General features: G+C 34.5%; 19 protein-coding genes and 1 pseudogene. 13 read left to right on the top strand and 7 right to left on the bottom strand.

Annotation, left to right across the window (positions count from 1 at the left end; genetic code table 11):
* Nucleotides 1–239 precede the first annotated feature (239 nt).
* The 3 genes from AC6CHR_RS09205 (at nt 240) to AC6CHR_RS09195 (ending at nt 3393) form a co-directional block, all read left to right on the top strand.
* Nucleotides 240–1571: a cytochrome ubiquinol oxidase subunit I gene (locus AC6CHR_RS09205; protein WP_498248345.1), complete on the top strand. Its 1332-nt coding sequence runs from the start codon at nt 240–242 to the stop codon at nt 1569–1571.
* Nucleotides 1572–1583: 12 nt separating this feature from the next.
* Nucleotides 1584–2597 carry a cytochrome d ubiquinol oxidase subunit II gene (locus AC6CHR_RS09200; protein ID WP_498248344.1) on the top strand — a complete coding sequence of 338 codons (1014 nt, stop codon included), beginning with the start codon at nt 1584–1586 and terminating at the stop codon, nt 2595–2597.
* Between the two features lie 133 nt (nt 2598–2730).
* On the top strand, nt 2731–3393 hold the full coding sequence (locus tag AC6CHR_RS09195) for a potassium channel family protein (RefSeq protein ID WP_498248343.1): 663 nt from the start codon (nt 2731–2733) through the stop codon (nt 3391–3393).
* A gap of 104 nt (nt 3394–3497) precedes the next feature.
* Here AC6CHR_RS09195 and rnjA read toward each other — a convergent pair whose 3' ends face one another.
* The gene (gene rnjA, locus AC6CHR_RS09190) at nt 3498–5165 is read right to left on the bottom strand and encodes a ribonuclease J1 (protein ID WP_498248342.1); all 1668 of its coding nucleotides are present in this window, start codon (nt 5163–5165) and stop codon (nt 3498–3500) included.
* 5 nt (nt 5166–5170) lie between these two features.
* Nucleotides 5171–5380: a DNA-dependent RNA polymerase subunit epsilon gene (locus AC6CHR_RS09185; RefSeq protein ID WP_498248340.1), complete on the bottom strand. Its 210-nt coding sequence runs from the start codon at nt 5378–5380 to the stop codon at nt 5171–5173.
* A gap of 532 nt (nt 5381–5912) precedes the next feature.
* On the opposite strand from AC6CHR_RS09185, the gene AC6CHR_RS09180 reads away from it, so the two are divergent.
* On the top strand, nt 5913–6686 hold the full coding sequence (locus tag AC6CHR_RS09180; RefSeq protein WP_498248339.1) for a Cof-type HAD-IIB family hydrolase: 774 nt from the start codon (nt 5913–5915) through the stop codon (nt 6684–6686).
* Nucleotides 6687–6990: 304 nt separating this feature from the next.
* On the opposite strand, the gene def is transcribed toward AC6CHR_RS09180, so the two are convergent.
* Together def and AC6CHR_RS09170 are read right to left on the bottom strand one after the other, a co-directional pair.
* Nucleotides 6991–7545, bottom strand: coding sequence for a peptide deformylase (gene def / locus AC6CHR_RS09175; RefSeq protein WP_498248338.1), 555 nt, complete (start codon nt 7543–7545; stop codon nt 6991–6993).
* Nucleotides 7546–7821: 276 nt separating this feature from the next.
* Nucleotides 7822–7899 (bottom strand): annotated as a pseudogene (locus AC6CHR_RS09170) (YjcZ family sporulation protein); the annotation flags it as partial.
* A 486-nt stretch (nt 7900–8385) separates the two neighbouring features.
* On the opposite strand from AC6CHR_RS09170, the gene AC6CHR_RS09165 reads away from it, so the two are divergent.
* The 5 genes from AC6CHR_RS09165 (at nt 8386) to lpdA (ending at nt 14911) form a co-directional block, all read left to right on the top strand.
* Entirely contained in the window at nt 8386–9051 is a 666-nt protein-coding gene (locus AC6CHR_RS09165; protein WP_498248337.1) for a YkyA family protein, read from the top strand.
* A 793-nt stretch (nt 9052–9844) separates the two neighbouring features.
* Nucleotides 9845–10960, top strand: coding sequence for a pyruvate dehydrogenase (acetyl-transferring) E1 component subunit alpha (gene pdhA / locus AC6CHR_RS09160; protein WP_498248335.1), 1116 nt, complete (start codon nt 9845–9847; stop codon nt 10958–10960).
* 3 nt (nt 10961–10963) lie between these two features.
* A complete protein-coding gene (locus AC6CHR_RS09155; protein WP_498248334.1) occupies nt 10964–11941 on the top strand; it encodes an alpha-ketoacid dehydrogenase subunit beta in 978 nt (325 codons plus the stop codon).
* A gap of 218 nt (nt 11942–12159) precedes the next feature.
* The gene (locus AC6CHR_RS09150) at nt 12160–13494 is read left to right on the top strand and encodes a dihydrolipoamide acetyltransferase family protein (RefSeq protein WP_498248333.1); all 1335 of its coding nucleotides are present in this window, start codon (nt 12160–12162) and stop codon (nt 13492–13494) included.
* 4 nt (nt 13495–13498) lie between these two features.
* A complete protein-coding gene (lpdA, locus tag AC6CHR_RS09145) occupies nt 13499–14911 on the top strand; it encodes a dihydrolipoyl dehydrogenase (RefSeq protein WP_498248332.1) in 1413 nt (470 codons plus the stop codon).
* A 221-nt stretch (nt 14912–15132) separates the two neighbouring features.
* On the opposite strand, the gene AC6CHR_RS09140 is transcribed toward lpdA, so the two are convergent.
* The gene (locus tag AC6CHR_RS09140) at nt 15133–15507 is read right to left on the bottom strand and encodes a hypothetical protein (RefSeq protein WP_498248331.1); all 375 of its coding nucleotides are present in this window, start codon (nt 15505–15507) and stop codon (nt 15133–15135) included.
* Nucleotides 15508–15885: 378 nt separating this feature from the next.
* Between AC6CHR_RS09140 and AC6CHR_RS09135 the strand changes: the two genes are divergently transcribed.
* From AC6CHR_RS09135 to AC6CHR_RS09125, 3 genes are all read left to right on the top strand, one after another.
* Nucleotides 15886–16134 carry a hypothetical protein gene (locus tag AC6CHR_RS09135; RefSeq protein ID WP_498248329.1) on the top strand — a complete coding sequence of 83 codons (249 nt, stop codon included), beginning with the start codon at nt 15886–15888 and terminating at the stop codon, nt 16132–16134.
* Between the two features lie 328 nt (nt 16135–16462).
* Nucleotides 16463–17317 carry a polysaccharide deacetylase family protein gene (locus tag AC6CHR_RS09130; RefSeq protein WP_498248328.1) on the top strand — a complete coding sequence of 285 codons (855 nt, stop codon included), beginning with the start codon at nt 16463–16465 and terminating at the stop codon, nt 17315–17317.
* Between the two features lie 174 nt (nt 17318–17491).
* A complete protein-coding gene (locus AC6CHR_RS09125; protein WP_498248327.1) occupies nt 17492–17632 on the top strand; it encodes a GapA-binding peptide SR1P in 141 nt (46 codons plus the stop codon).
* Between the two features lie 136 nt (nt 17633–17768).
* Here the strand turns inward: AC6CHR_RS09125 and AC6CHR_RS09120 are convergent, their stop codons facing one another.
* Nucleotides 17769–19244, bottom strand: coding sequence for an aminotransferase class I/II-fold pyridoxal phosphate-dependent enzyme (locus AC6CHR_RS09120; protein ID WP_498248326.1), 1476 nt, complete (start codon nt 19242–19244; stop codon nt 17769–17771).
* 649 nt (nt 19245–19893) lie between these two features.
* Between AC6CHR_RS09120 and AC6CHR_RS09115 the strand changes: the two genes are divergently transcribed.
* Entirely contained in the window at nt 19894–20163 is a 270-nt protein-coding gene (locus AC6CHR_RS09115; RefSeq protein ID WP_498248324.1) for a UPF0223 family protein, read from the top strand.
* Between the two features lie 79 nt (nt 20164–20242).
* Here AC6CHR_RS09115 and AC6CHR_RS09110 read toward each other — a convergent pair whose 3' ends face one another.
* Nucleotides 20243–20860 carry a YktB family protein gene (locus AC6CHR_RS09110; RefSeq protein WP_498248322.1) on the bottom strand — a complete coding sequence of 206 codons (618 nt, stop codon included), beginning with the start codon at nt 20858–20860 and terminating at the stop codon, nt 20243–20245.
* Nucleotides 20861–21122: the final 262 nt, after the last annotated feature.

Here is a 21122-nt window from a genome sequence, read left to right as displayed (position 1 = left end):
CACAAGAAGTTCTAGAAGAGTTAATACCTATCCATTCATAATTCTATCGCCGAAATAGAAGTTAAAAATCTGGTTAAAATGAATTCGGGTCTCCTCCATTTAAGAAAGTATGTGAAATATGTCACAAAATGTTCATGTTCAACTATTCACAATCTATATCAAAGGTTTTAAAATAGTAGTAGAGTGATAGTTATAGTTATAGTATACATAAATAAGACGGAACAAAGGAGTTGTCTGGAATGGCAGAATTAGATAGCGTCATCCTTAGTAGGATGCTCACGACTTTAACATTGGCGTTTCATATTATTTTTGCCACAATTGGTGTAGGTGTGCCTATTATGATTTCAATAGCGGAATTTATAGGTGTTAAAAAAAATGATCAACACTATTTATTGTTAGCGAGACGGTGGGCAAGAGGGTTTGTTGTCACTGTAGCTGTAGGTGTTGTAACAGGTACTTGTATTGGTCTCCAACTCTCACTTTTATGGCCGAGTTTTATGGAGGTAGCAGGACAGCTTATAAGTTTGCCTTTATTTTTAGAAACATTCGCATTCTTCTTTGAAGCTATTTTTCTAGGCATCTATTTATATACATGGGACAGGTTTAAAAAACCTATCTATCATTGGTTGTTAACAATTCCTATAGTTATAGGTTCAACACTTAGTGCTGTGTTTATTACTGTTGTTAATGCTTTTATGAACACACCACAAGGGTTTACGATTGAGGGTCGCACAATTACAGGTATCGACCCAATTGCAGCTATCTTTAATCCAGCTGCTCCTTCTAAAGTATTTCATCTAGTGATGTCCTCTTATATGGCATCGGCTTTTGTTTTAGCAGCAATTACTGCTTTTATGATGTTAAAAGGCAGAAAAGGTGATTATCACAAAAAGGCTCTTAAACTAACGATGGTATCTGCATTGATTTTTTCTTTCGCGACGGCGTTAGCAGGTGATCTTTCTGCAAAGTTTTTAGCAGAATATCAACCTGAAAAATTGGCTGCTGGTGAATGGCATTTTGAAACAGAAGAAGGAGCAGACCTCATTCTGTTTGGAACATTAAATGAACAAGGCGAGGTAAAAAACGCTATAAGGATACCAAAAATGCTTAGTTTTCTTTCATATGGTGACTTTAATGCAGAAGTTACAGGATTAAATGAAATAGCTAAAGATGAACGACCACCTCTATTTATTCATTACATGTTTGACACTATGGTATCGGTAGGGATGTTTTCTATCTTTATTTCTGTTCTCTTTGTCTTACTAATGATGTGGAAAACAGGAGACCCGTTTAAGAAATGGTTATTATGGCCAATTGCAGCGGCTGGACCGTTATCAATTATTGCGATTGAAGCGGGTTGGTTCTTTGCTGAATTTGGAAGACAGCCGTGGATTTTACGAGGCTATATGAAGGTAGCTGAAGGAGCGACAACTTCTAATCATGTTGGAATTATGCTCATTTTATTCTTTTTCCTATATGGTGTTTTAGGCACATTAACGATTACTGCACTAAGAAAAATATTTAAAAATAATCCAGCAGAAGCTGAATTGGAGTACAGATTTAAATCATAGGAGGTACTAATAATGGACATTCCAATATTAGGGATCACAGTTTTATGGATTTTTTTATACGGATATTTAATTGTTGCATCCATTGATTTTGGTGCTGGCTTTTTTGCCTTTTATGCAAAGTTTACAAATCGTGACCATATTGTAAACAATTTAATCAGTCGGTATCTATCACCAGTGTGGGAAGTAACCAATGTCTTTTTTGTGTTCTTTTTCGTTGGAATTGTCGGTTTTTTCCCTCAAACGGCTTATTATTATGGAACGGCTTTGCTTATTCCAGGAAGTATTGCTTTAATATTACTGTCAATTAGAGGTTCATTTTATGCTTTCGGTAACTATGGGTCTAAGGATAGTTCGATCTATACATTTTTATATGGTGCTACAGGATTATTAATTCCAGCATCATTATCAACTGTATTAACAATATCTGAAGGAGGATTTCTAGAGGAGCGTAATGGTACTGTCGTTTTCTTAGCAGATAAACTTTTTACTAGCTTTTACTCGTGGAGTGTAGTGTTATTAGCGATTGTATCAGTATTATTTATCAGTGCAGCATTTTTGACTTACTATGCTTCAAGAGCAGATGATCAGCCAGCATTAAAACTTGTACGTAGATTTGCGCTATTTTGGGCACCACCTACTATATTAGCTAGTTTTCTAGTGTTTCTTTCCTTACAAGAGCATAATCCAGGTCATTTTGACAAGGCTCTAGAAATATGGTGGATGTTCGCATTATCATTATTATTTTTCTTACTGGCAACTTGGCTTATTCTCAAAAGGAAATATTATGGTTTCGCATTTCTACTAATCATGCTACAATTTTTCTTTGCATTTTTTGGATACGGTGCATCACATTTACCATATATCTTAGACCCCTATGTAACGATCTATTCTGCTTCTACAAATGAAACAATGGGAATAGCACTCGTTATAGCCTTTATAGCTGGACTTTTATTGCTAATACCATCGCTTATCCTATTAATGCGTTTATTTTTGTTTGATGCCGACTATGTTAAGGGGAAAAGATAGATTTGCCAGTAAAACTTGTATAAAAATATTTTTAGTGATGAGTCGTTTTGATCGTTAAATTATGGTACGATTTTTATATAATAAACTCTTGTAAAGATTGTGTGTGTTTTTTTAGTTCACGGAGGTATACAAAATGAAAAAAGAATATGCAGTAATTGGTCTTGGTCGTTTTGGAGGTAGCATATGTCGGGCTCTAAGCGAAGAGGGACTGGAAGTAATGGCGATAGATGTCGATGAAGATAAGGTGAATGAATATGCCAACGTTGCATCCCACGCTGTTATGGGAGATACAACTGACGAAAGTGTTTTAAAGAGTCTCGGAATTCGCAATTTTGATCATGTGATTGTAGCTATTGGTGATAATATCCAAGCTAGTATTTTAACAACTTTAATTCTTAAAGAATTAGGTGTAAAGGATATTACTGTAAAGGCTACGAATGATTATCATGAAAAAGTTCTATCTAAAATTGGTGCTAATCGCATTGTACACCCAGAGAGAGATATGGGAAGACGTATAGCTCACAAAATCATTTCAAACAATGTATTGGATTATTTAGAACTTTCCGATGAACATAGTATTGTGGAGATCGTAGCTAATGACCGTATTAATGGGAAGACAATCATCGACTTAGATATTCGAGCAAAATATGGGATAAATATTGTAGCCATAAAGAGAAACAAAGACATCATTGTATCACCATTAGCGATTGAGAAAATTCAGAAAAATGATATCCTGATCGTAATCGGTGCGGACACAGATATAAACCGATTTGAAAAGCGGTTGTTTGGAGATTAATCGTTTTTATCATAATGAGATTAAAAAGAAGAGTGAAGAAGACTTATTAGTCAACTCCACTCTTCTTTCTTTATTTGCATGAACCAGTCATTGGATGGACGTTTTTAAACTTCCATTATGATAGGTAAAATCATTGGACGACGTTTTGTTTTTTCATATAGGAAAGGTGCAAGTGTATCAGTAATCTCATTTTTAATCTCTGACCACTGGCTTGTCCGACGTTCCATAATTTTATTTAAATGCTTTGTGATAAGTGACTGAGCATCATTAATTAAATCACCAGACTCACGCATATAGACAAATCCGCGAGAAATAATATCTGGTCCTGAAGCAATTTTAAAGTCCTTCATATTAATACTAACGACGACAATAACCAGTCCTTCTTCTGAAAGGATTCGACGGTCACGTAGAACAATATTGCCGATATCACCAATACCACTTCCATCAATATAAACAGAACCTGATGGGATTTTCCCAACAACTCCAACTTCAGTATCTCCAATAGCTAATACTTCACCATTATCCATAATAAAACAGTTTTGTTCTTCCACACCACAATCTACTGCATGTTTTGCATGTGTTCTTTGCATGCGGTACTCACCATGAATCGGCATGAAATATTTAGGCATCATTAAACGAAGCATAAGTTTTTGCTCTTCCATACTACCATGTCCTGAAGTATGGATATCACTGAATGGTCCATGAATAACCTCAGCGCCTGCTCGGAATAATTGATTGATTGTTCTGCTAACACTAATCGTGTTACCTGGAATTGGAGAAGAAGAAAAGACAACATTGTCTCCAGGTATAATTTGAATTTGACGATGTGTTCCATTAGCAATCCGTGATAGAGCAGCCATTGGCTCTCCTTGGCTACCGGTACATAAAATCGTTACTTTATGAGCTGGCATACGATTGATTTCATGAGCATCGACAAAGGTGTCTTTAGGACAAACGATATAACCTAGATCTTGTCCAATTTGTATTGCTGCTTCCATACTTCTTCCGAAGACAGCAACTTTCCGACCATGTGTGACAGCAGCTTCAACTACTTGCTGTAGTCGGTGAATATTTGAAGCGAAAGTAGCAAAGATAATTCTTCCGTCAACTTTACGGAAGATATCTTGGATACTTTCTCCGACACGTCTTTCTGACATCGTAAAGTTAGGAACCTCACTGTTTGTACTATCAGATAGTAAACAAAGAACACCATCGCGCCCAATTTCAGCCATTTTTGTTAAGTTGGCAGGCTCACCTACTGGTGTAAAGTCAAATTTAAAGTCACCAGTATGTACAATATTTCCTGGAGGTGTTTTAACAACTACACCATAAGAATCAGGGATACTATGTGTTGTTCTAAAGAATGTAACAGACGTTTTTCTGAACTTAATGATATCTTCTTCTTGAATCTCAATTAGTTTCGATTGTCGTAAAAGTCCGTGTTCTTCTAGTTTATTACGTAACAATCCAAGAGCAAGTTTTCCGCCATAAATCGGGATATTTATCTGACGTAATAAGTAAGGAATTCCACCAATATGGTCCTCGTGTCCGTGGGTAATAAATAGACCTTTAATTTTGTCTTCATTTTTTTGTAAATAACTATAATCTGGGATGACGTAGTCAATTCCAAGAAGCTCATCTTCTGGGAATTTTATTCCTGCATCTATTAGGACTATTTCATCCTGAAATTGTACACCATAGGTGTTCTTTCCAATTTCACCGAGGCCACCTAAGGCAAACACGGCTACTTGATCATTCTTAACAAATTTCATAAACATCAAATCTCCAATACTTTGTAATTTTCACTTTGTCTTTCATATTCTAAATATGCTCCATCTACTAGTGAAACAAATTCGATATTATAAGGACGGTCTTTTAATTTAGAGCGGACATCACCTTCTGATTTTCCTTCAATATATAGAGTGTTCGTTCTTTCGCGAACTGGAACCTCAGTAAGTACATCTTGATAATACACTTTGAAAATCATTTACTAAATCTCTCCTTAGCTTCCGAATGATAGACTAACTTATTCTATTATATGCGATATTTACGTACAAGCCAAGCCTAGAGGGGAATGTGTATAATCTTATTTGCTACATTTATAGCCACTAACCTTCAAATGGCTTGTTAAATTTGAAGATTATCGAATATATTATTTGAAATTTTAGTGTAAAATAGAGAAAAGGTAACGAAAACCCTAAGCGATTGTTTTACGGTTTAATAATTGTTTCCATTGTTTTTTGATAGATCTTCTTATTCTTTTTAACATAACCTTAACCTCCTCTTACTTGTAAGTGCATGATTCTTACCAACCGTCCGAATTGTTTTTCTCTAATAGTATATGTAGTAAATCACTTTCATTTACATGGGTATTCGTGGAAATAGCTGTATTTATGTAAATTACAATACGTTTTTAATATTTGTGTGTTGTTTATTGTAAAGAAAACGATATGTTATACTTTTATTTGCTAATCTTGGTTAGAGAAAAACAATAAAGTATAACAATAAGGAGATTGGATATGAGTGAAAAAGTAATTTTCTTTGATATTGATGGTACTATTTTGGACCATAATAAAGAAATTCCGTTATCGACAAAGGAAACAATTAAAAAACTAAAAGAAAATGGTCATCACGTAGCGATTGCAACAGGACGTGCGCCTTTTATGTTTGAGGATTTACGAGAAGAACTAGATATTCATTCATATGTAAGTTTTAATGGACAATATGTGGTTTTTGAAAACGAAGTTATCTATGAAAATCCACTTAAAAGAGAGACACTAAAGCAATTATTAGCATTTGCTGATAAAGAAGATCACCCTTTGGTTTTTATGAGTGAGGAAAATATGATGTCAACTTCAGGTGAACATCCATTTATAGAACAAAGTATGGGGAGTTTGAAATTTACCCAACCACAAAAAAATCGCGACTATTATTTAGAACGGAATATCTATCAAACACTGTTGTTTTGTGAAAAAGGTGAGGAAGATCGTTACTCACGTTATTCAGATATAAAGCTTATTCGATGGCATGATGTTTCAACGGATATATTGCCAGTAAATGGTTCGAAAGCAGAAGGCATTAAACAATTAGCAAAAAGGTTAAGTATTTCAAAAGAGAATATCTATGCATTTGGTGACGGCTTAAATGACATGGAAATGATTGAATATGTAGGTACTGGCGTAGCTATGGGGAATGGAGTGGCTACACTTAAGGACATTGCGGATCTAGTGACAAAGCCAGTTGATGAAGATGGAATACAATTTGGTATTGAGAAACTTGGTTTATTAGGTTAGACCTCCAAAACGTATAATACCTTTTGGAAGTATTTGCAAAGATTTTTGTTTTCCATACAAAGCACTAATGTGCACGTTTTATGTATATCTTTCTTCATGCTCTTTCGCTAAAATGTTCTGAAAACCTATGGAGATAGTTTCAATTTAGATCAGGCATTAAACTTTTAGAAAAGAACCTACCTTTTAGAATACATCCATTTATAAAAAGTAAATAAGAAGGGCAAATGCCCTTCTTAAGTTACTTTACTGGCTAGTTTGAATAATGACTAGTGAACCAAATTTAAATTGTGACCAACAAATATGTCTAACGTTCAATTGCTAGTGCACTATCTGGTTTGAGAAGGGGGTTTTCTTCATCGATATGGTCATAAAACATAATGCCATTTAAATGATCAATCTCATGTTGGAATATAACGGCTAATAAACCTCTCAAGCGGATATCTATTTGTTCACCCTCTAAATTAGTTGCTTTTACGCGAATGCGTGCGTAGCGTGGAACAATCCCCGGTACAGGGCGATCAACAGATAAACATCCTTCTCCACTTGTTAAATAACTCTTCTCAATAGAATGGCTGACGATCTTTGGGTTGAATAATGCATAACTATGCTGGACCCCTTTCTCATCCTCTGCATAAATAGCGATCATTCGTTTAGTGATATTAATTTGTGGTGCTGCTAATCCTATCCCAGGACGTAATCCATATTTTTCAGAAATTTCCGGATTCTGACTGTTTTTAACAAAATCGAGCATAGAGGAAAGTATCCCTTTGTCTTCTTCTGACGCTGGTAAAGAAACTTCCTGAGCAACACTTCTTAATGATGGATGCCCTTCTCTAATGATATTCTCCATTGTAAGCATGAACTGACACTCCTTAAGTAAAACGTTAAATAGATTCCTAATAGACATGATTGGTTAGTTTGAATTGATATAGTCAAACTAACAAGGTATATTTCTATATTGAAATAATGAAAAGAAAAAGTATAAGTATAAACAAAAAGCAGGTTATAAAAGATTATAACGGAATATCTGAAAAACGGAAAGGACCTGTAACGCTTATGTATAAATAAATGAAAAAGGGCTAACTCTAATAAATTAGCCCCATATAGTCTCATTATAATTAGTTATCTCTAGGTACTAACAGAAATATGCTGCCCCAACAATAATGAGAAGGATAAATAACACAACAATTAATGCAAATGCATTTCCAGCACCATACGCTGGAGCCGCATATCCATGACCTGTTTCACAACCATATGCTGGAGCTGCATACCCTTGATCACAACCGTAATTATACATAATAAAACCTCCTAATTGTTTACGCCCCTACCGACGTTTAATACACATTATGAAAGTAGTGCAAATGTGTATAGACTGATGCCTAGATAAATGAAATTTTATGGTGAATATCTTTCTTTATTAAGTAGAGTTATTACATCAATTGTTCTAAAAGTTAGACAAGCACATATAATGTAGGGTGCATCTAATTACCCGAGGTTTTCGTTCTTAGCTTAATTTTTACAGTCATATTTATTTATGAACTTAGAAGTATGACAGTAAAATTAAAAAGTTGATTATAAGTTTAATAATAACCAATTGTTAAAATAGTACTTAGAAAACCTAGTTTTTATTTAATGGAGATTGTAAAAAACTTATTAACAGATTATAGTAGAAATTGTGTTAACGTTAGGGGGAAAATAATTGTTTAAAAATACGATATTTCGGGCGGCTTTTATAACAAGTACGATCTTAATTTTTCTTACTGGTTGTTTTGGCCCCTCACCACAAGAGAATATTTATGCGACATTAGAAAATGTTGTAACACTTGAAAATCAGTTTAAAGCACAGCAGGATCCCTTATTGGAACTAGAGAAGAAAGAGACAGCTCTATACAATGAAATAATGGGACTCGGGATGCAGGAATTTGAGAAGGTTGTTGCCTTATCAAAAGAAGCAATCACTCATGTTGAGAATCGGGAAATGAAAATTGAGACTGAGTATGAAAGTATAATGGATTCGAAGAAGGAATTTGAAAAAGTAAGCGATGAAATAGAGAACATTGATGATCAAAAGTTAACAAGAAAAGCAAAAGAGCTACAATCCACTATGAACAACAGGTATGATACTTATGAGGATCTTTATCAAGCCTATAAATTATCAATTTCTTTAGATAAAGAACTATACACAATTCTCCAAAAAAAAGAATTAACAATTGAGGAATTAGAGGCGCAAATTAAGAAGATAAATGATTCATACAAAAAAGTAATGGAACAAAATGAAAAGTTTAATCAGTTAACAGAAGAATATAATAAGCTGAAAATAGATTTTTATGAAGCTGCTGAATTAAATGTTGAAGAAAGCAAATAGAATTATAAAGTGAATCCAATCATCTGATTGGATTTTTTTGTGTTTACTAGAAATGAAAAATTCTGTCTGTGGATAATCACTTCGATATCCGGATGCAGAAGTCCGATTTCGATCTAGTCGAATCCTTTAGCGCCAAGTGAACTCAGACTCCTCCATAGATAGGACCCCCAGTTTATAAAAGAATGATATCCAAAAAAGTCATTAACTTAGAATAATGAAATTTAAAATATTTGCATTAGTCCGAATTATTTATATGAATTAACTGTATTAATGAAAAGTAATACAGTTTGATTTTTTGTCATAATACAGCTTTCTTGAAGAGGGTTATTTTTTATTTGAAGATTTACATGAAACTTTTTAAAAACCTCATGCAAACTAATTGACGGACCTAAAAACATTGGTGTAAACTTACTAATGAATCAACTATGGTTGTATTAGTCGAATTTCAAACTAAACTAATACAGCGGCTAATGAAATAAGTTCTTTAAACCATACATAGAGAAAGTTTTAGTCAATCTCATGAGTGGTAACTAGTAAAGTAGGTTTGAATTTCAAAAAAGCTGTGTCATCCTTATAATTTTGGGGTACCCTAATGCTGTGCATATTGGAATTCTATTACTAAATACTAAATAAGTTCTGTACACAATGAAATTAGTGAAGGTTTATTGGAAGGAAGAATCATTTAACTAATGACAGAATTCATAAATGATGCATTCTATTGAATTCCTTAAAGCACTACATCTCCTTTGTGACTGAACAAACACTCTTAAAAAGGAAAGGAAGAGGTTATAAGATGGCTGCAAAAACAAAAAGCGCTGTTGTTGACAGTAAGAAACAGTACGAAGCTATTTCAAAGCAGTTCGAAACATTACAAATTCTAAATGAAGAGGGTAAAGTTGTTAATGAATCAGCTATGCCTGACATTTCAGATGAGCAATTAAAAGAACTTATGCGTCGTATGGTATATACACGTATTTTAGATCAACGTTCGATTTCGTTAAATCGTCAAGGACGTTTAGGTTTCTATGCTCCAACAGCTGGTCAAGAGGCTTCACAACTTGCTTCTCAATTCGCTTTAGAAAAAGAAGATTGGATTTTACCAGGTTATCGTGATGTGCCTCAAATTATTTGGCACGGACTTCCGTTGTATCAAGCATTCTTATTTTCACGTGGTCATTTCCATGGGAACCAAATGCCTGAAGATGTAAATTGTTTATCACCACAAATTATTATTGGTGCACAATATATCCAAACTGCAGGTGTTGCCCTTGGCCTTAAAAAGAAGGGGAAAAAAGCTGTAGCAATCACTTACACGGGTGATGGTGGAGCATCACAAGGAGATTTTTACGAAGGAATTAACTTTGCTGGTGCATTCAAAGCTCCTGCAATTTTCGTTGTCCAAAATAATCGTTATGCGATTTCAACGCCTGTAGAGAAACAATCTGCTGCACAAACAATTGCACAAAAGGCAGTTGCAGCTGGTATTGTTGGTGTACAAGTTGATGGTATGGATGCATTAGCAGTATATGCAGCGGTTAAAGATGCTCGTGAGCGTGCAATTAATGGGGAAGGCCCAACATTGATAGAAACCCTAACTTTCCGTTATGGTCCACATACAATGGCTGGTGACGATCCAACTAAATACCGTACAAAAGAAACAGAAAACGAATGGGTTGCTAAGGATCCATTAGTACGCTTCCGTAAATACCTTGAAGATAAAGGATTATGGAATGAGCAACTTGAAGAAGAAACAATTGCTCAAGCGAAAGATGATATCAAAGAAGCGATTCAAAAAGCTGATAAATATCCTAAACAAAAAGTTACAGACTTAATGGAAAATATGTATGAAGAAATGCCTTACAACTTGAAAGAGCAATATGAAATATACAAAGCAAAGGAGTCGAAATAAGCCATGGCACAAATGACAATGATACAAGCCATCACTGATGCTTTACGCACAGAATTAAAAAATGACGAAAACGTTATCTTATATGGAGAAGACGTTGGCGTAAATGGTGGCGTATTCCGTGCGACGGAAGGACTTCAAAAAGAATTTGGCGAAGATCGAGTATTTGATACTCCACTTGCAGAATCAGGAATTGGTGGACTAACTGTTGGTTTTGGTTTAACTGGCTTCCGTCCAATAATGGAAATCCAATTTTTTGGTTTCGTATATGAAGTAATGGATTCTTTAAATGGACAATTAGCACGTATGCGTTATCGTTCAGGCGGTCGTTGGACAGCTCCAGTAACAATTCGTTCTCCATTTGGTGGGTTCGTACATACACCTGAGCTACATGCTGATAGCTTGGAAGGTCTTGTTGCGCAACAACCAGGTTTAAAAGTAGTTATTCCATCTACTCCATACGATGCAAAAGGACTACTTATTTCAGCTATTCGTGATAACGATCCTGTTGTATTTTTAGAGCATATGAAGTTATATCGCTCTTTCCGTCAGGAAGTTCCTGAAGAAGAGTATACAATTGAGCTTGGTAAAGCAGATGTAAAACGTGAAGGTACTGATTTATCAATTATTACTTATGGAGCAATGGTCCATGAATCTTTAAAAGCAGCTGAGGAGTTAGAAAAAGATGGAGTGTCTGTAGAAGTTGTTGACCTTCGTACAATCAGTCCTATAGATATCGAGACAATCATCGCATCTGTAGAGAAAACAGGTCGTGCAATTGTCGTTCAAGAGGCTCAAAAGCAAGCAGGTATTGCCGCAAATGTTGTAGCTGAAATTACAGAACGAGCAATTCTTAGCTTAGAAGCACCTGTACTTCGCGTTACTGCACCTGATACTGTATATGCATTTACAGAAGCAGAAAACATTTGGTTACCAATTTATAAAGATATTATTGAAACAGCTAAAAAAGTGGTAAATTTCTAATTCTATACAAAAGGCTTATGGCGTATAAATGCCACCATCTAAATAGTAAACATTAAGTTTCGTGTAGAGCTCCACTTCAAATAGTTCGTAGTACATGATTGGTTCTAGTTAAGATTGTGAAAACTACATACTGATTTGATAGATAGGAATAAACTAGGTGGGGCTATCACTTTTAAAAGAAACAAAAATGTACGTAATCCATAAGGAGGTTGAATGATTTGGCATTCGAATTTAAATTGCCTGATATCGGTGAAGGTATCCATGAAGGTGAAATTGTTAAATGGTTCGTTAAACCAGGTGACAAGGTTGAAGAAGATGATGTATTAGCAGAAGTACAAAATGATAAAGCAGTAGTTGAAATCCCATCACCTGTTAAGGGCACGGTTACCGAGGTGAACGTAGAAGAAGGTACTGTTGTAACGGTTGGTACAACCATTATCACGTTTGATGCTCCAGGTTATGAAGACTTGAAATTTAAAGGTGACCATGGTGATGAAGAGCCGAAAGAAGAAAAAACAGAGGCTCAAGTTCAAGCTACAGCTGAAGCTGGGCAAGACGTGAAAAAAGAAGCAGCTCCTAAACAAGAAAAACAAGAAGGAGTCCAACCTGAAATTGAGGTTGATCCGAATAAACGCGTTATCGCAATGCCTTCTGTGCGAAAATTCGCACGTGAGAAAGACGTAGATATCCGTCAAGTTTCTGGAAGCGGAAAAAATGGTCGAGTTGTTAAGGAAGATGTTGAATCATTCTTACAAGGTGGCGGTGTTTCTGAAACAAAAGAAGAAACAAAAGCTGCTCCAGAAGAAAAGAAAGCAAAACCAGTAGCATCTAAAGCTGTTCCTGAAGGAGAATTACCGGAAACTCGCGAAAAAATGAGCGGTATCCGTAAAGCAATTGCTAAAGCTATGGTAAACTCTAAACATACAGCTCCACATGTTACATTAATGGATGAAATCGATGTTACTAACCTAGTCGCGCATCGTAAGCAGTTCAAAAATGTTGCAGCAGATCAAGGTATTAAGTTAACTTATTTACCATATGTAGTTAAAGCTCTTACTTCAGCTCTTAAAAAGTTTCCTGTTCTTAATACATCACTAGATGATAAAACAGACGAAATTGTTCAAAAACATTATTACAACATCGGAATAGCAGCAGATACTGAGAAGGGTCTTCTTGTACCAGTTGTGAAAAATGCAGAACGTAAATCTGTCTTTGAAATCTCTGATGAAATTAACGGACTTGCTACAAAAGCTCGTGATGGCAAGTTGGCTCCAAATGAAATGAAAGGTGCATCTTGTACAATTTCAAACATTGGATCTGCAGGCGGACAATGGTTTACCCCAGTCATTAATCATCCTGAAGTAGCTATCTTAGGTATTGGACGTATTGCCGAAAAACCTGTAGTTCGTGATGGTGAGATTATTGTAGCTCCAGTTTTAGCTTTATCTTTAAGCTTTGACCATAGAATGATTGATGGTGCTACTGCTCAAAATGCTCTAAACCACATCAAGCGTTTACTAAATGATCCACAATTAATCTTAATGGAGGCGTAAATCGATGGTAGTTGGAGATTTCCCAATTGAAACAGATACTCTAATCGTAGGAGCAGGACCAGGCGGATATGTTGCAGCAATCCGCGCTGCTCAATTAGGACAAAAAGTAACAGTCGTTGAAAAAGGTACTCTAGGAGGAGTTTGTTTAAACGTAGGTTGTATTCCTTCTAAAGCATTAATTGCTGCAGGTCACCGTTTTGAAACAGCTAAACACTCTGAAGACATGGGGATTAAAGCTGAAAACGTAACTGTAGACTTTTCAAAGGTTCAAGAATTTAAACAAGGTGTTGTGAAAAAACTTACAGGCGGTGTTGCTGGGTTACTTAAGGGTAATAAAGTAGACGTTGTTAACGGTGAAGCATACTTTGTTGATAATGAAACGGTAAAAGTAATGGATGAAACAACATCACAAACATATAAATTCAAAAATGTAATTATCGCAACTGGGTCACGCCCAATTGAGATTCCAGCATTCAAATATTCAAAACGTGTATTAGATTCAACAGGTGCTTTAAATCTCCAAGAGATCCCGAATAAACTTGTTGTAATTGGTGGCGGATATATTGGTACAGAGCTAGGAACTGCTTATGCAAACTTTGGTTCTGAGGTTACATTTATTGAAGCAGCAGATGAAATTTTAGCTGGATTTGAAAAGCAAATGAGTTCTCTAGTTAAACGTAACCTAAAGAAAAAAGGGAATGTTGAAATCTTCACTAAAGCTATGGCTAAAGGTGTAGAGGAAACTGAAAATGGTGTTAAAGTAACATTTGAGGTTAAAGGTGAAGAAAAAACGGTTGAAGCTGATTACTTATTAGTAACAGTTGGTCGTCGTCCAAACACTGATGAACTAGGATTAGAACAAGTTGGTGTTGAAATGACGGATAGAGGTGTAATTAAAATTGATAAACAATGTCGTACAAATATTTCTAATATTTATGCGATCGGTGATATCGTTGAAGGACCTCCATTAGCTCATAAGGCTTCATATGAAGGTAAGATTGCAGCTGAAGCAATTGCTGGAGAAAAATCAGAGATTGATTACTTAGCGATTCCTGCAGTCGTCTTCTCCGAGCCAGAACTTGCATCTGTGGGATATACAGAAGCTCAAGCTAAGGAAGAGGGACTTGAAGTGAATGCTTCAAAATTTCCATTCGCAGCAAATGGCCGTGCTTTATCACTTAATGAGTCTGACGGCTTCTTAAAACTGGTTACGCGTAAGGAAGATGGATTAGTAATCGGTGCACAAATTGCTGGTCCTAGTGCCTCTGATATGATTTCTGAGCTTAGCTTAGCGATCGAAGCAGGAATGACAGCAGAAGATATTGCAATGACAATCCATGCTCATCCAACTTTAGGTGAGATTACTATGGAAGCTGCGGAAGTAGCTATTGGTAGCCCAATTCATATGATGAAATAAATAAACAATAAAAAGAGGATGACTTGATAGTCATCCTCTTTTTGATCGTTTAGGAAACTATAAAATTCTTGTACTGTGAATAAACGCTTTTACAACCGATTTTGAAAAAGTAGATGTCCCAGCTTCAATTGAACTTCTTACTTCTGCTTAGGTAAGTTTTATCACCAGACGACATTAAAAACCTTCGTACGTTTTATACAAAGGTTTACTAGGTTTTAAGTCTATTGGGATAATGCCTTTGCAACTGGATCCAAAATATCTTTTTTTGTTAAAACAGGTCCTTCTATATGGACGATTACTTTCTCCTTATCGATGACAAGGAGAGATGGATAAATATCAACCTCGTACTCGCGATTATCAGTCTTAACTGAGATAATCTTCATGTTTTCAAACTCTTTAGGAAACTCTATTCTTAATTCTAGAAATGCATCATAATAGATTGCCTCACGATCAATATTTTCATCATCAGAGAAAAATAACAATTGCTTATCTTGAGGAATAACTTCATTGATATCGCCATGTGAAAATAGTTTATTATCACATGAAGAGAGGAAAAGAATTGGTATGAATAAGGAAATGAGTATTGATCTTGTCATTCTTGCCCACCTCTTTTAATTAGGCTTTATTCTAAGAAAATATTGCATGTAAGTAGTGATTGTATTCATTTAATATATTGGTCATAATAAAAGCCCTCTAGGCTATACATATCTACTAGTGTAGAATTTTAACTCTCAAATTATTTTTCCTTTAAATGTAAAAGGTTAGGTCGAAATAAGGATGGATACATAGGAACTTTGATTCTATTAATATAGATTATCTGTTAAATTAAACCTATTTTATCATAAGTATTGAAATTTCTAGCCCTTGTCATCTATTTGTTACATAAATGAAAAATACGTCGTTTATCCTAGTTAATAAATCCATCTCAGTTAAGCATATACATTGTATATGTTTAACTGAGGGGAGTAGGTGGAATGGAATTACCAAGAGCAATTGTCTATTGGTATCATTTATTATTGTGGAGTAGTTTTAGCGTAGTCGAATGGTTTTCAAAAAAGGATAGCGTACTAGCTAAAAAAATACTACTACTTGTATTTTTTTATTTGTCCTATTTAGTTGCTTACAACCTCATAAAAACAAGAAGAGGTGCATTTCTCGTTTCGATTAGTACCTTATTGCTATATATAGTAGGCAGGCAATTATTTATTATTGCAATGAAATAAAAACCGAGGCCTCACAAAAATGATTATAGATTTTAAAAATCCACTTAAAATAAAGATAAATGTGTATTAGATATGGGTAAATAAGCGAGATTATTGTGTAACCTTCTTTTTCTAGTACAAATAACAGAGAATTTGCTATGATTATAAGATGAAGAAAGTGATCAGAACAATAAACCATACAACTCCAGTTCATCTGTTTAATTGACGTTATTTAACAAATGGATAATGTTCTAATTGCATAGGCAGCACATATTAGATGAACGAAAAAAATCCAATTAAAGTAGGAATAGTGTGTGCGTTTCTTTCAATTTAGCAGGAGGTCTTATTAGTGAAAAAACAAAAAATCGTACGATTAATTATGTTCTTAACATTATTACAAACAGGATGTACTCTTGAAACTGTAAAAGATAATAATCCTAATAAAACAGTAATGGAAGAAGATATAAACAAAAAAGAAGTAACTACTGAAACAGAGCACTCTGACAAAGTGGTACAACCACAACATGTGGAAAAAGTTGAGGAAGAGGCAGTTATTAACACTGATCTAGAACCGCTATATAAATTGAATGAGAAGAATTGGTCGATTGAACCAATCAGTAGTGAGACAAATGAAAAGCTGGTATTACTAACAATAGACGATGCACCTGATAAGTTTGCTTTGGATATGGCTCATACATTGAAGAGAAATGAAGTTAAAGCTATTTTCTTTATCAATGGTCATTTCATTCAAACGGAAGAAAAAAAGAAAATTGTTAAGGATATTTTTGATCTTGGTTTTCCAATTGGTAACCATACAATGACACATAGTAACTTACGTGATCTATCGAAAGAAGACCAATATAAGGAAATTGTTGAATTAAACAATCAAATTGAGAAAATCACTGGAGAGAGACCTAAATTCTTTCGTGCACCATTTGGCAGTAATACTGATTATAGCAAAGACTTAGCTACTCAGGAGCAAATGCTCTTGATGAATTGGACTTATGGATATGACTGGGAAAAAGAATATATGAGTAAAGAGGAATTAGTTAATATTATGGTCAATACACCGTTACTAACGAATGGTGCTAATCTTCTTATGCATGATAGAGAGTGGACCAATGATGCATTGGAAGAAATTATTAAGGGATTAAAGCAAAAAGATTATAAAATCGTTGATCCAGCAAGGATAAAACAGCTATAAAGGTAATAAATGGGGGTGGAAATGAAAAAATGACCAATAAAAAGCAAATAACACGAGATAATTTAGTACTTTATGTGTTAAATGTGACATATTAATTAAAATACAAAAGGAATTAAGCGCTTTCAAACACTGAACTCTTAAGTGGGAAAATTATGATTGAAAAGGGGTATGATGATGGGAACAATCATATGTCAGCACTGCAATACTACAATCGGTCATATTGAAGGTGAAAAGGTAACAACTTTGTACGGTAAATGCAATCATCAAAATTGTAGTAGTGAAGGTCAATCATTAGAAGGTGATAAAAGCAAATAAGTAAATGCCTGTTGATACTTGACTAAAAAAGAGTCTGCCTCCAATTTACTGTTGAGAGGACAGACTCTTTGTTATATGGCAGTATTTTTAAAGGAGGTGAAATACGACTTCTTCCTAATTCTTAGATAGATCTAATTTATCTAATTGCATGATGCTCTTTAATCACTCTAATTGTATTTAGGGTAGGGTCTTCAGGTCCTTGAACTGGAAGACCTGCTTCTAAATTTTCAGTTATATATTCTAAATTTGTTTCCGTGATAATTTCACCTGGAATAAAAATTGGAATTCCTGGTGGATAAACCATGATAAATTCTGCAATTATTCTTCCAGCAGAATCTTCAAGAGGTATAACCTCTGTCTCAGCATAAAAGGCATCTCTTGGTGTAAGGGCAAGTACCGGGATATTCGGTAGTAAAATCTGCACCTTCTCATCTCGTTTATCCTCTTTTATTTGAAACGCATTAGAGAGTTCTTGAAGAGCTTGTATTAGTATATCCACTTCATTTTTAGTGTCCCCAGGTGTAATAATACACAAAATATTGTATAAGTCAGATAATTCAACTTCAATTTGGTAGTTTTCACGAAGCCAATTTTCTACATCAAACCCCGTTAATCCCACTTCATGTACAGGTATAATTAGTTTAGTAGGGTCATAATCAAAGGTAGCTTTTGTGCCGAGAATTTCTCTCCCAATACAATAGATATTATCAATTTCATTTATTTTTTTCCTCGTATATTCTGCTAATTTAATCGTTCTTTCTATTAACTCATGACCTTTAGTAGCTAGCTGTTTTCTAGCAACATCTAGTGAGGCTAATAATAGGTAGGAAGTTGAAGTTGTTGTCATCATACTTAGAATAGATTGAACTCGTTGAGGTGAGACCAAGCCATCTCTTACATTTAAGACAGAACTTTGTGTCATTGATCCACCAAGCTTATGGACACTTGTAGCAGCCATGTCTGCCCCTGCTTGCATAGCACTTAGAGGTAGATCTTCATGGAAGTGAATATGCACGCCATGAGCCTCATCAACCAATACTGGAACATGATAGGAATGAGAAATTTCGACAATTCTTTTTAAATCAGCTGAAATTCCAAAATAGGTTGGATTTATCACTAGCACACCTTTTGCATCAGGGTGTTGTTCAAGAGCATGTTCTAAAGAGTCGGTAGTCATACCATGTGAGATTCCCAAGTTAATATCAATTTCGGGATGGATAAAAATTGGAATCGCACCAGAAAATACAATTGCTGTCATGACAGATTTATGTACATTTCTAGGTACAATAATTTTATCTCCTGGTCCACAAACAGCCATAACCATCGTCATAATTGCTCCGCTTGTACCCTGAACTGAGAAGAAGGTGTAGTCAGCACCAAAAGCTTCAGCTGCTAAATCTTGGGCTTTTTTTATCATCCCTTTAGGTGCATGTAGGTCATCCAGTGGACCTATATTTATCAAATCGATTGATAAAGCATTATCACCGATAAAACTTCTAAATTCAGGATCTATTCCTGAACCCTTTTTATGACCAGGAATATGGAATTGAATTGGATTTTTCTTAGCATGTTCAATTAAACCTGTGAACAATGGTGTTTCATTTTGAGACAAAGTTTTTCCCACCTTCTTTTTCGATGATCATTAATTGATTTTATGATAATCAATACTGATTTATTGTTTGGTTATTATAACAAACTAAACCAATAGTAATAATGAAAATGAATGATTTTATTAAATCTTAAATTAAATAGTATAGAAAATCACCATATAAAAACATATGAATTATACCGTTATCAATAAAGACAGTCAATAAAAAGTACAGGAGTCATATGTATAATCCTTAGATTGTTAAATAAGACAGCTAGCTCCTCAATTTATTCATATAACCTCATTAAAATGAAGTATAGTTCGATCTATAGATTTTCTTAATAGTTTTTACAAGTGTTTGTCTTTTAATGCTTAATAGAACTTCCTGCTTTTCACAATAATTTCCCAACTACAGATTTATACGGTAGAAGATAAGCTTACTAGATAACAAAATAGGTGATTCTAACCAATTTAGTAGTATTAAAAGTGGTGTTGGTAACAAAAAATATATATAATGGTAAAATAAATGATCCGCCTTTATAGAATGGACAACTCATACACTTTTTTATGAGTTACCAATTGGTTACTATTTTCCTTAAAATGTTCATTTTATGGATGAATGTTTAGTGAATATAATTGCATTTTTGCTTATAGAAAGAGAGGAATGGCCATTATGGATTATCAATATCCAATATCAATTGACTGGAGTACTGAAGAAACTGTAGATGTCATCAAATTTTTTGAGTTAATTGAGCAGGCATATGAAAAAGGGATTGATCGTGGTCAATTGATGAAATTGTATCGTCGATTTAAAGAAATTGTTCCGAGTATTGCGGAAGAGAAAACAATTTGTAATGAATTTGAAGAGGTTAGTGGATATTCTACCTATCGTGTCATGAAAAGGGCGAAAAACTCAGATGAAATACAAGTTATAAAAATGTAGAATAAAAAAACATCCAAGTTCTGAATATGAACTTGGATGTTTTTGTTAAGAAAAATTGATATTATTTAATAAATAGTCATTAATGAAACGCTAACTTATATAGTGGAAGCAATGTTTTATATGTCTCTTTAATCACATTGGTTAATTGGTAGCCATCATGTACAAGTGGATCATTGGCAGCGAAATGCCGTCCAATTAGAAATTCAGCCTTTTTAACATCACGGAAACGTTCAAGTGAACTATTTAAATCAATTTCAGATATTGGTTTGGCATCTTTTTTAGTATGATCTAATGACACATAGAAATCTTTAGGCACTGTACTAGAAATCAAGTCAATATTGTTCAAAAAGTTTTCTGCAATTTTTTCCTTAGTTGGTAGTTCGTAAATAAATGCAAGCCAGACAAAGAGATGGTCATCAAATAGGCCAACCTGAAAATGAGGGTGTTGCTTGTAACCGCGTTTATTCGCTGCTATGGCTAACCAAGTATCTTTAGGTGGATTAACTGTTCTTCTGGCATGCTTGGCAATATGTAAGAACATTTCATTTTGTAAAGTTGATGATAAATCATCAGTAAGAATCTTGCCTATTTGATTAAATTTAGGCTGAATCCTCTCGCGAATCGCTTCCATGCGCTCCTCTAAGCCATCTATTGTAAATGTTGCAAAATCATTAGAAGTAAAGCCTTTAACTTCCATTTAAAATTTCCTCCTTACTTTACGACAATAACCGCAAATTAGTGAACTTTTATTATATATCCTTGAGACAATAATTACACAACAATATGCTTTTTAGACGAAAGATACCACGTTTTAATCTTTAAAACGTGTGGTATTAACTAGGTAAATACACAATTTCACTTGAATAGTTCCAACTTTTTTTCCATTCACATATTATATAAAAAACTATCATTACCCTATAAAAGCATTTGTGAACATGTTTTATGGTTGTTATTTAAAT

This window comes from Metabacillus sp. GQ13, from assembly GCF_059758525.1.
Note: the sequence above shows the minus strand (reverse complement) of the source record. Positions and strands in the feature narration are given on the sequence as shown.

What these genes read in the sequence shown, in the direction of transcription:
- AC6CHR_RS09195 (WP_498248343.1), top strand. Translation starts at nt 2,731, where the DNA reads ATGAAAAAAGAATATGCAGTAATTGGTCTTGGTCGTTTTGGAGGTAGC.
- AC6CHR_RS09115 (WP_498248324.1), top strand. Translation starts at nt 19,894, where the DNA reads ATGGATTATCAATATCCAATATCAATTGACTGGAGTACTGAAGAAACT.
- AC6CHR_RS09185 (WP_498248340.1), bottom strand. Translation starts at nt 5,380, where the DNA reads ATGATTTTCAAAGTGTATTATCAAGATGTACTTACTGAGGTTCCAGTT.
- pdhA (WP_498248335.1), top strand. Translation starts at nt 9,845, where the DNA reads ATGGCTGCAAAAACAAAAAGCGCTGTTGTTGACAGTAAGAAACAGTAC.
- rnjA (WP_498248342.1), bottom strand. Translation starts at nt 5,165, where the DNA reads ATGAAATTTGTTAAGAATGATCAAGTAGCCGTGTTTGCCTTAGGTGGC.
- AC6CHR_RS09205 (WP_498248345.1), top strand. Translation starts at nt 240, where the DNA reads ATGGCAGAATTAGATAGCGTCATCCTTAGTAGGATGCTCACGACTTTA.
- AC6CHR_RS09155 (WP_498248334.1), top strand. Translation starts at nt 10,964, where the DNA reads ATGGCACAAATGACAATGATACAAGCCATCACTGATGCTTTACGCACA.
- AC6CHR_RS09135 (WP_498248329.1), top strand. Translation starts at nt 15,886, where the DNA reads ATGGAATTACCAAGAGCAATTGTCTATTGGTATCATTTATTATTGTGG.
- AC6CHR_RS09140 (WP_498248331.1), bottom strand. Translation starts at nt 15,507, where the DNA reads ATGACAAGATCAATACTCATTTCCTTATTCATACCAATTCTTTTCCTC.
- AC6CHR_RS09180 (WP_498248339.1), top strand. Translation starts at nt 5,913, where the DNA reads ATGAGTGAAAAAGTAATTTTCTTTGATATTGATGGTACTATTTTGGAC.
- def (WP_498248338.1), bottom strand. Translation starts at nt 7,545, where the DNA reads ATGCTTACAATGGAGAATATCATTAGAGAAGGGCATCCATCATTAAGA.
- AC6CHR_RS09110 (WP_498248322.1), bottom strand. Translation starts at nt 20,860, where the DNA reads ATGGAAGTTAAAGGCTTTACTTCTAATGATTTTGCAACATTTACAATA.
- AC6CHR_RS09200 (WP_498248344.1), top strand. Translation starts at nt 1,584, where the DNA reads ATGGACATTCCAATATTAGGGATCACAGTTTTATGGATTTTTTTATAC.
- AC6CHR_RS09125 (WP_498248327.1), top strand. Translation starts at nt 17,492, where the DNA reads ATGGGAACAATCATATGTCAGCACTGCAATACTACAATCGGTCATATT.
- lpdA (WP_498248332.1), top strand. Translation starts at nt 13,499, where the DNA reads ATGGTAGTTGGAGATTTCCCAATTGAAACAGATACTCTAATCGTAGGA.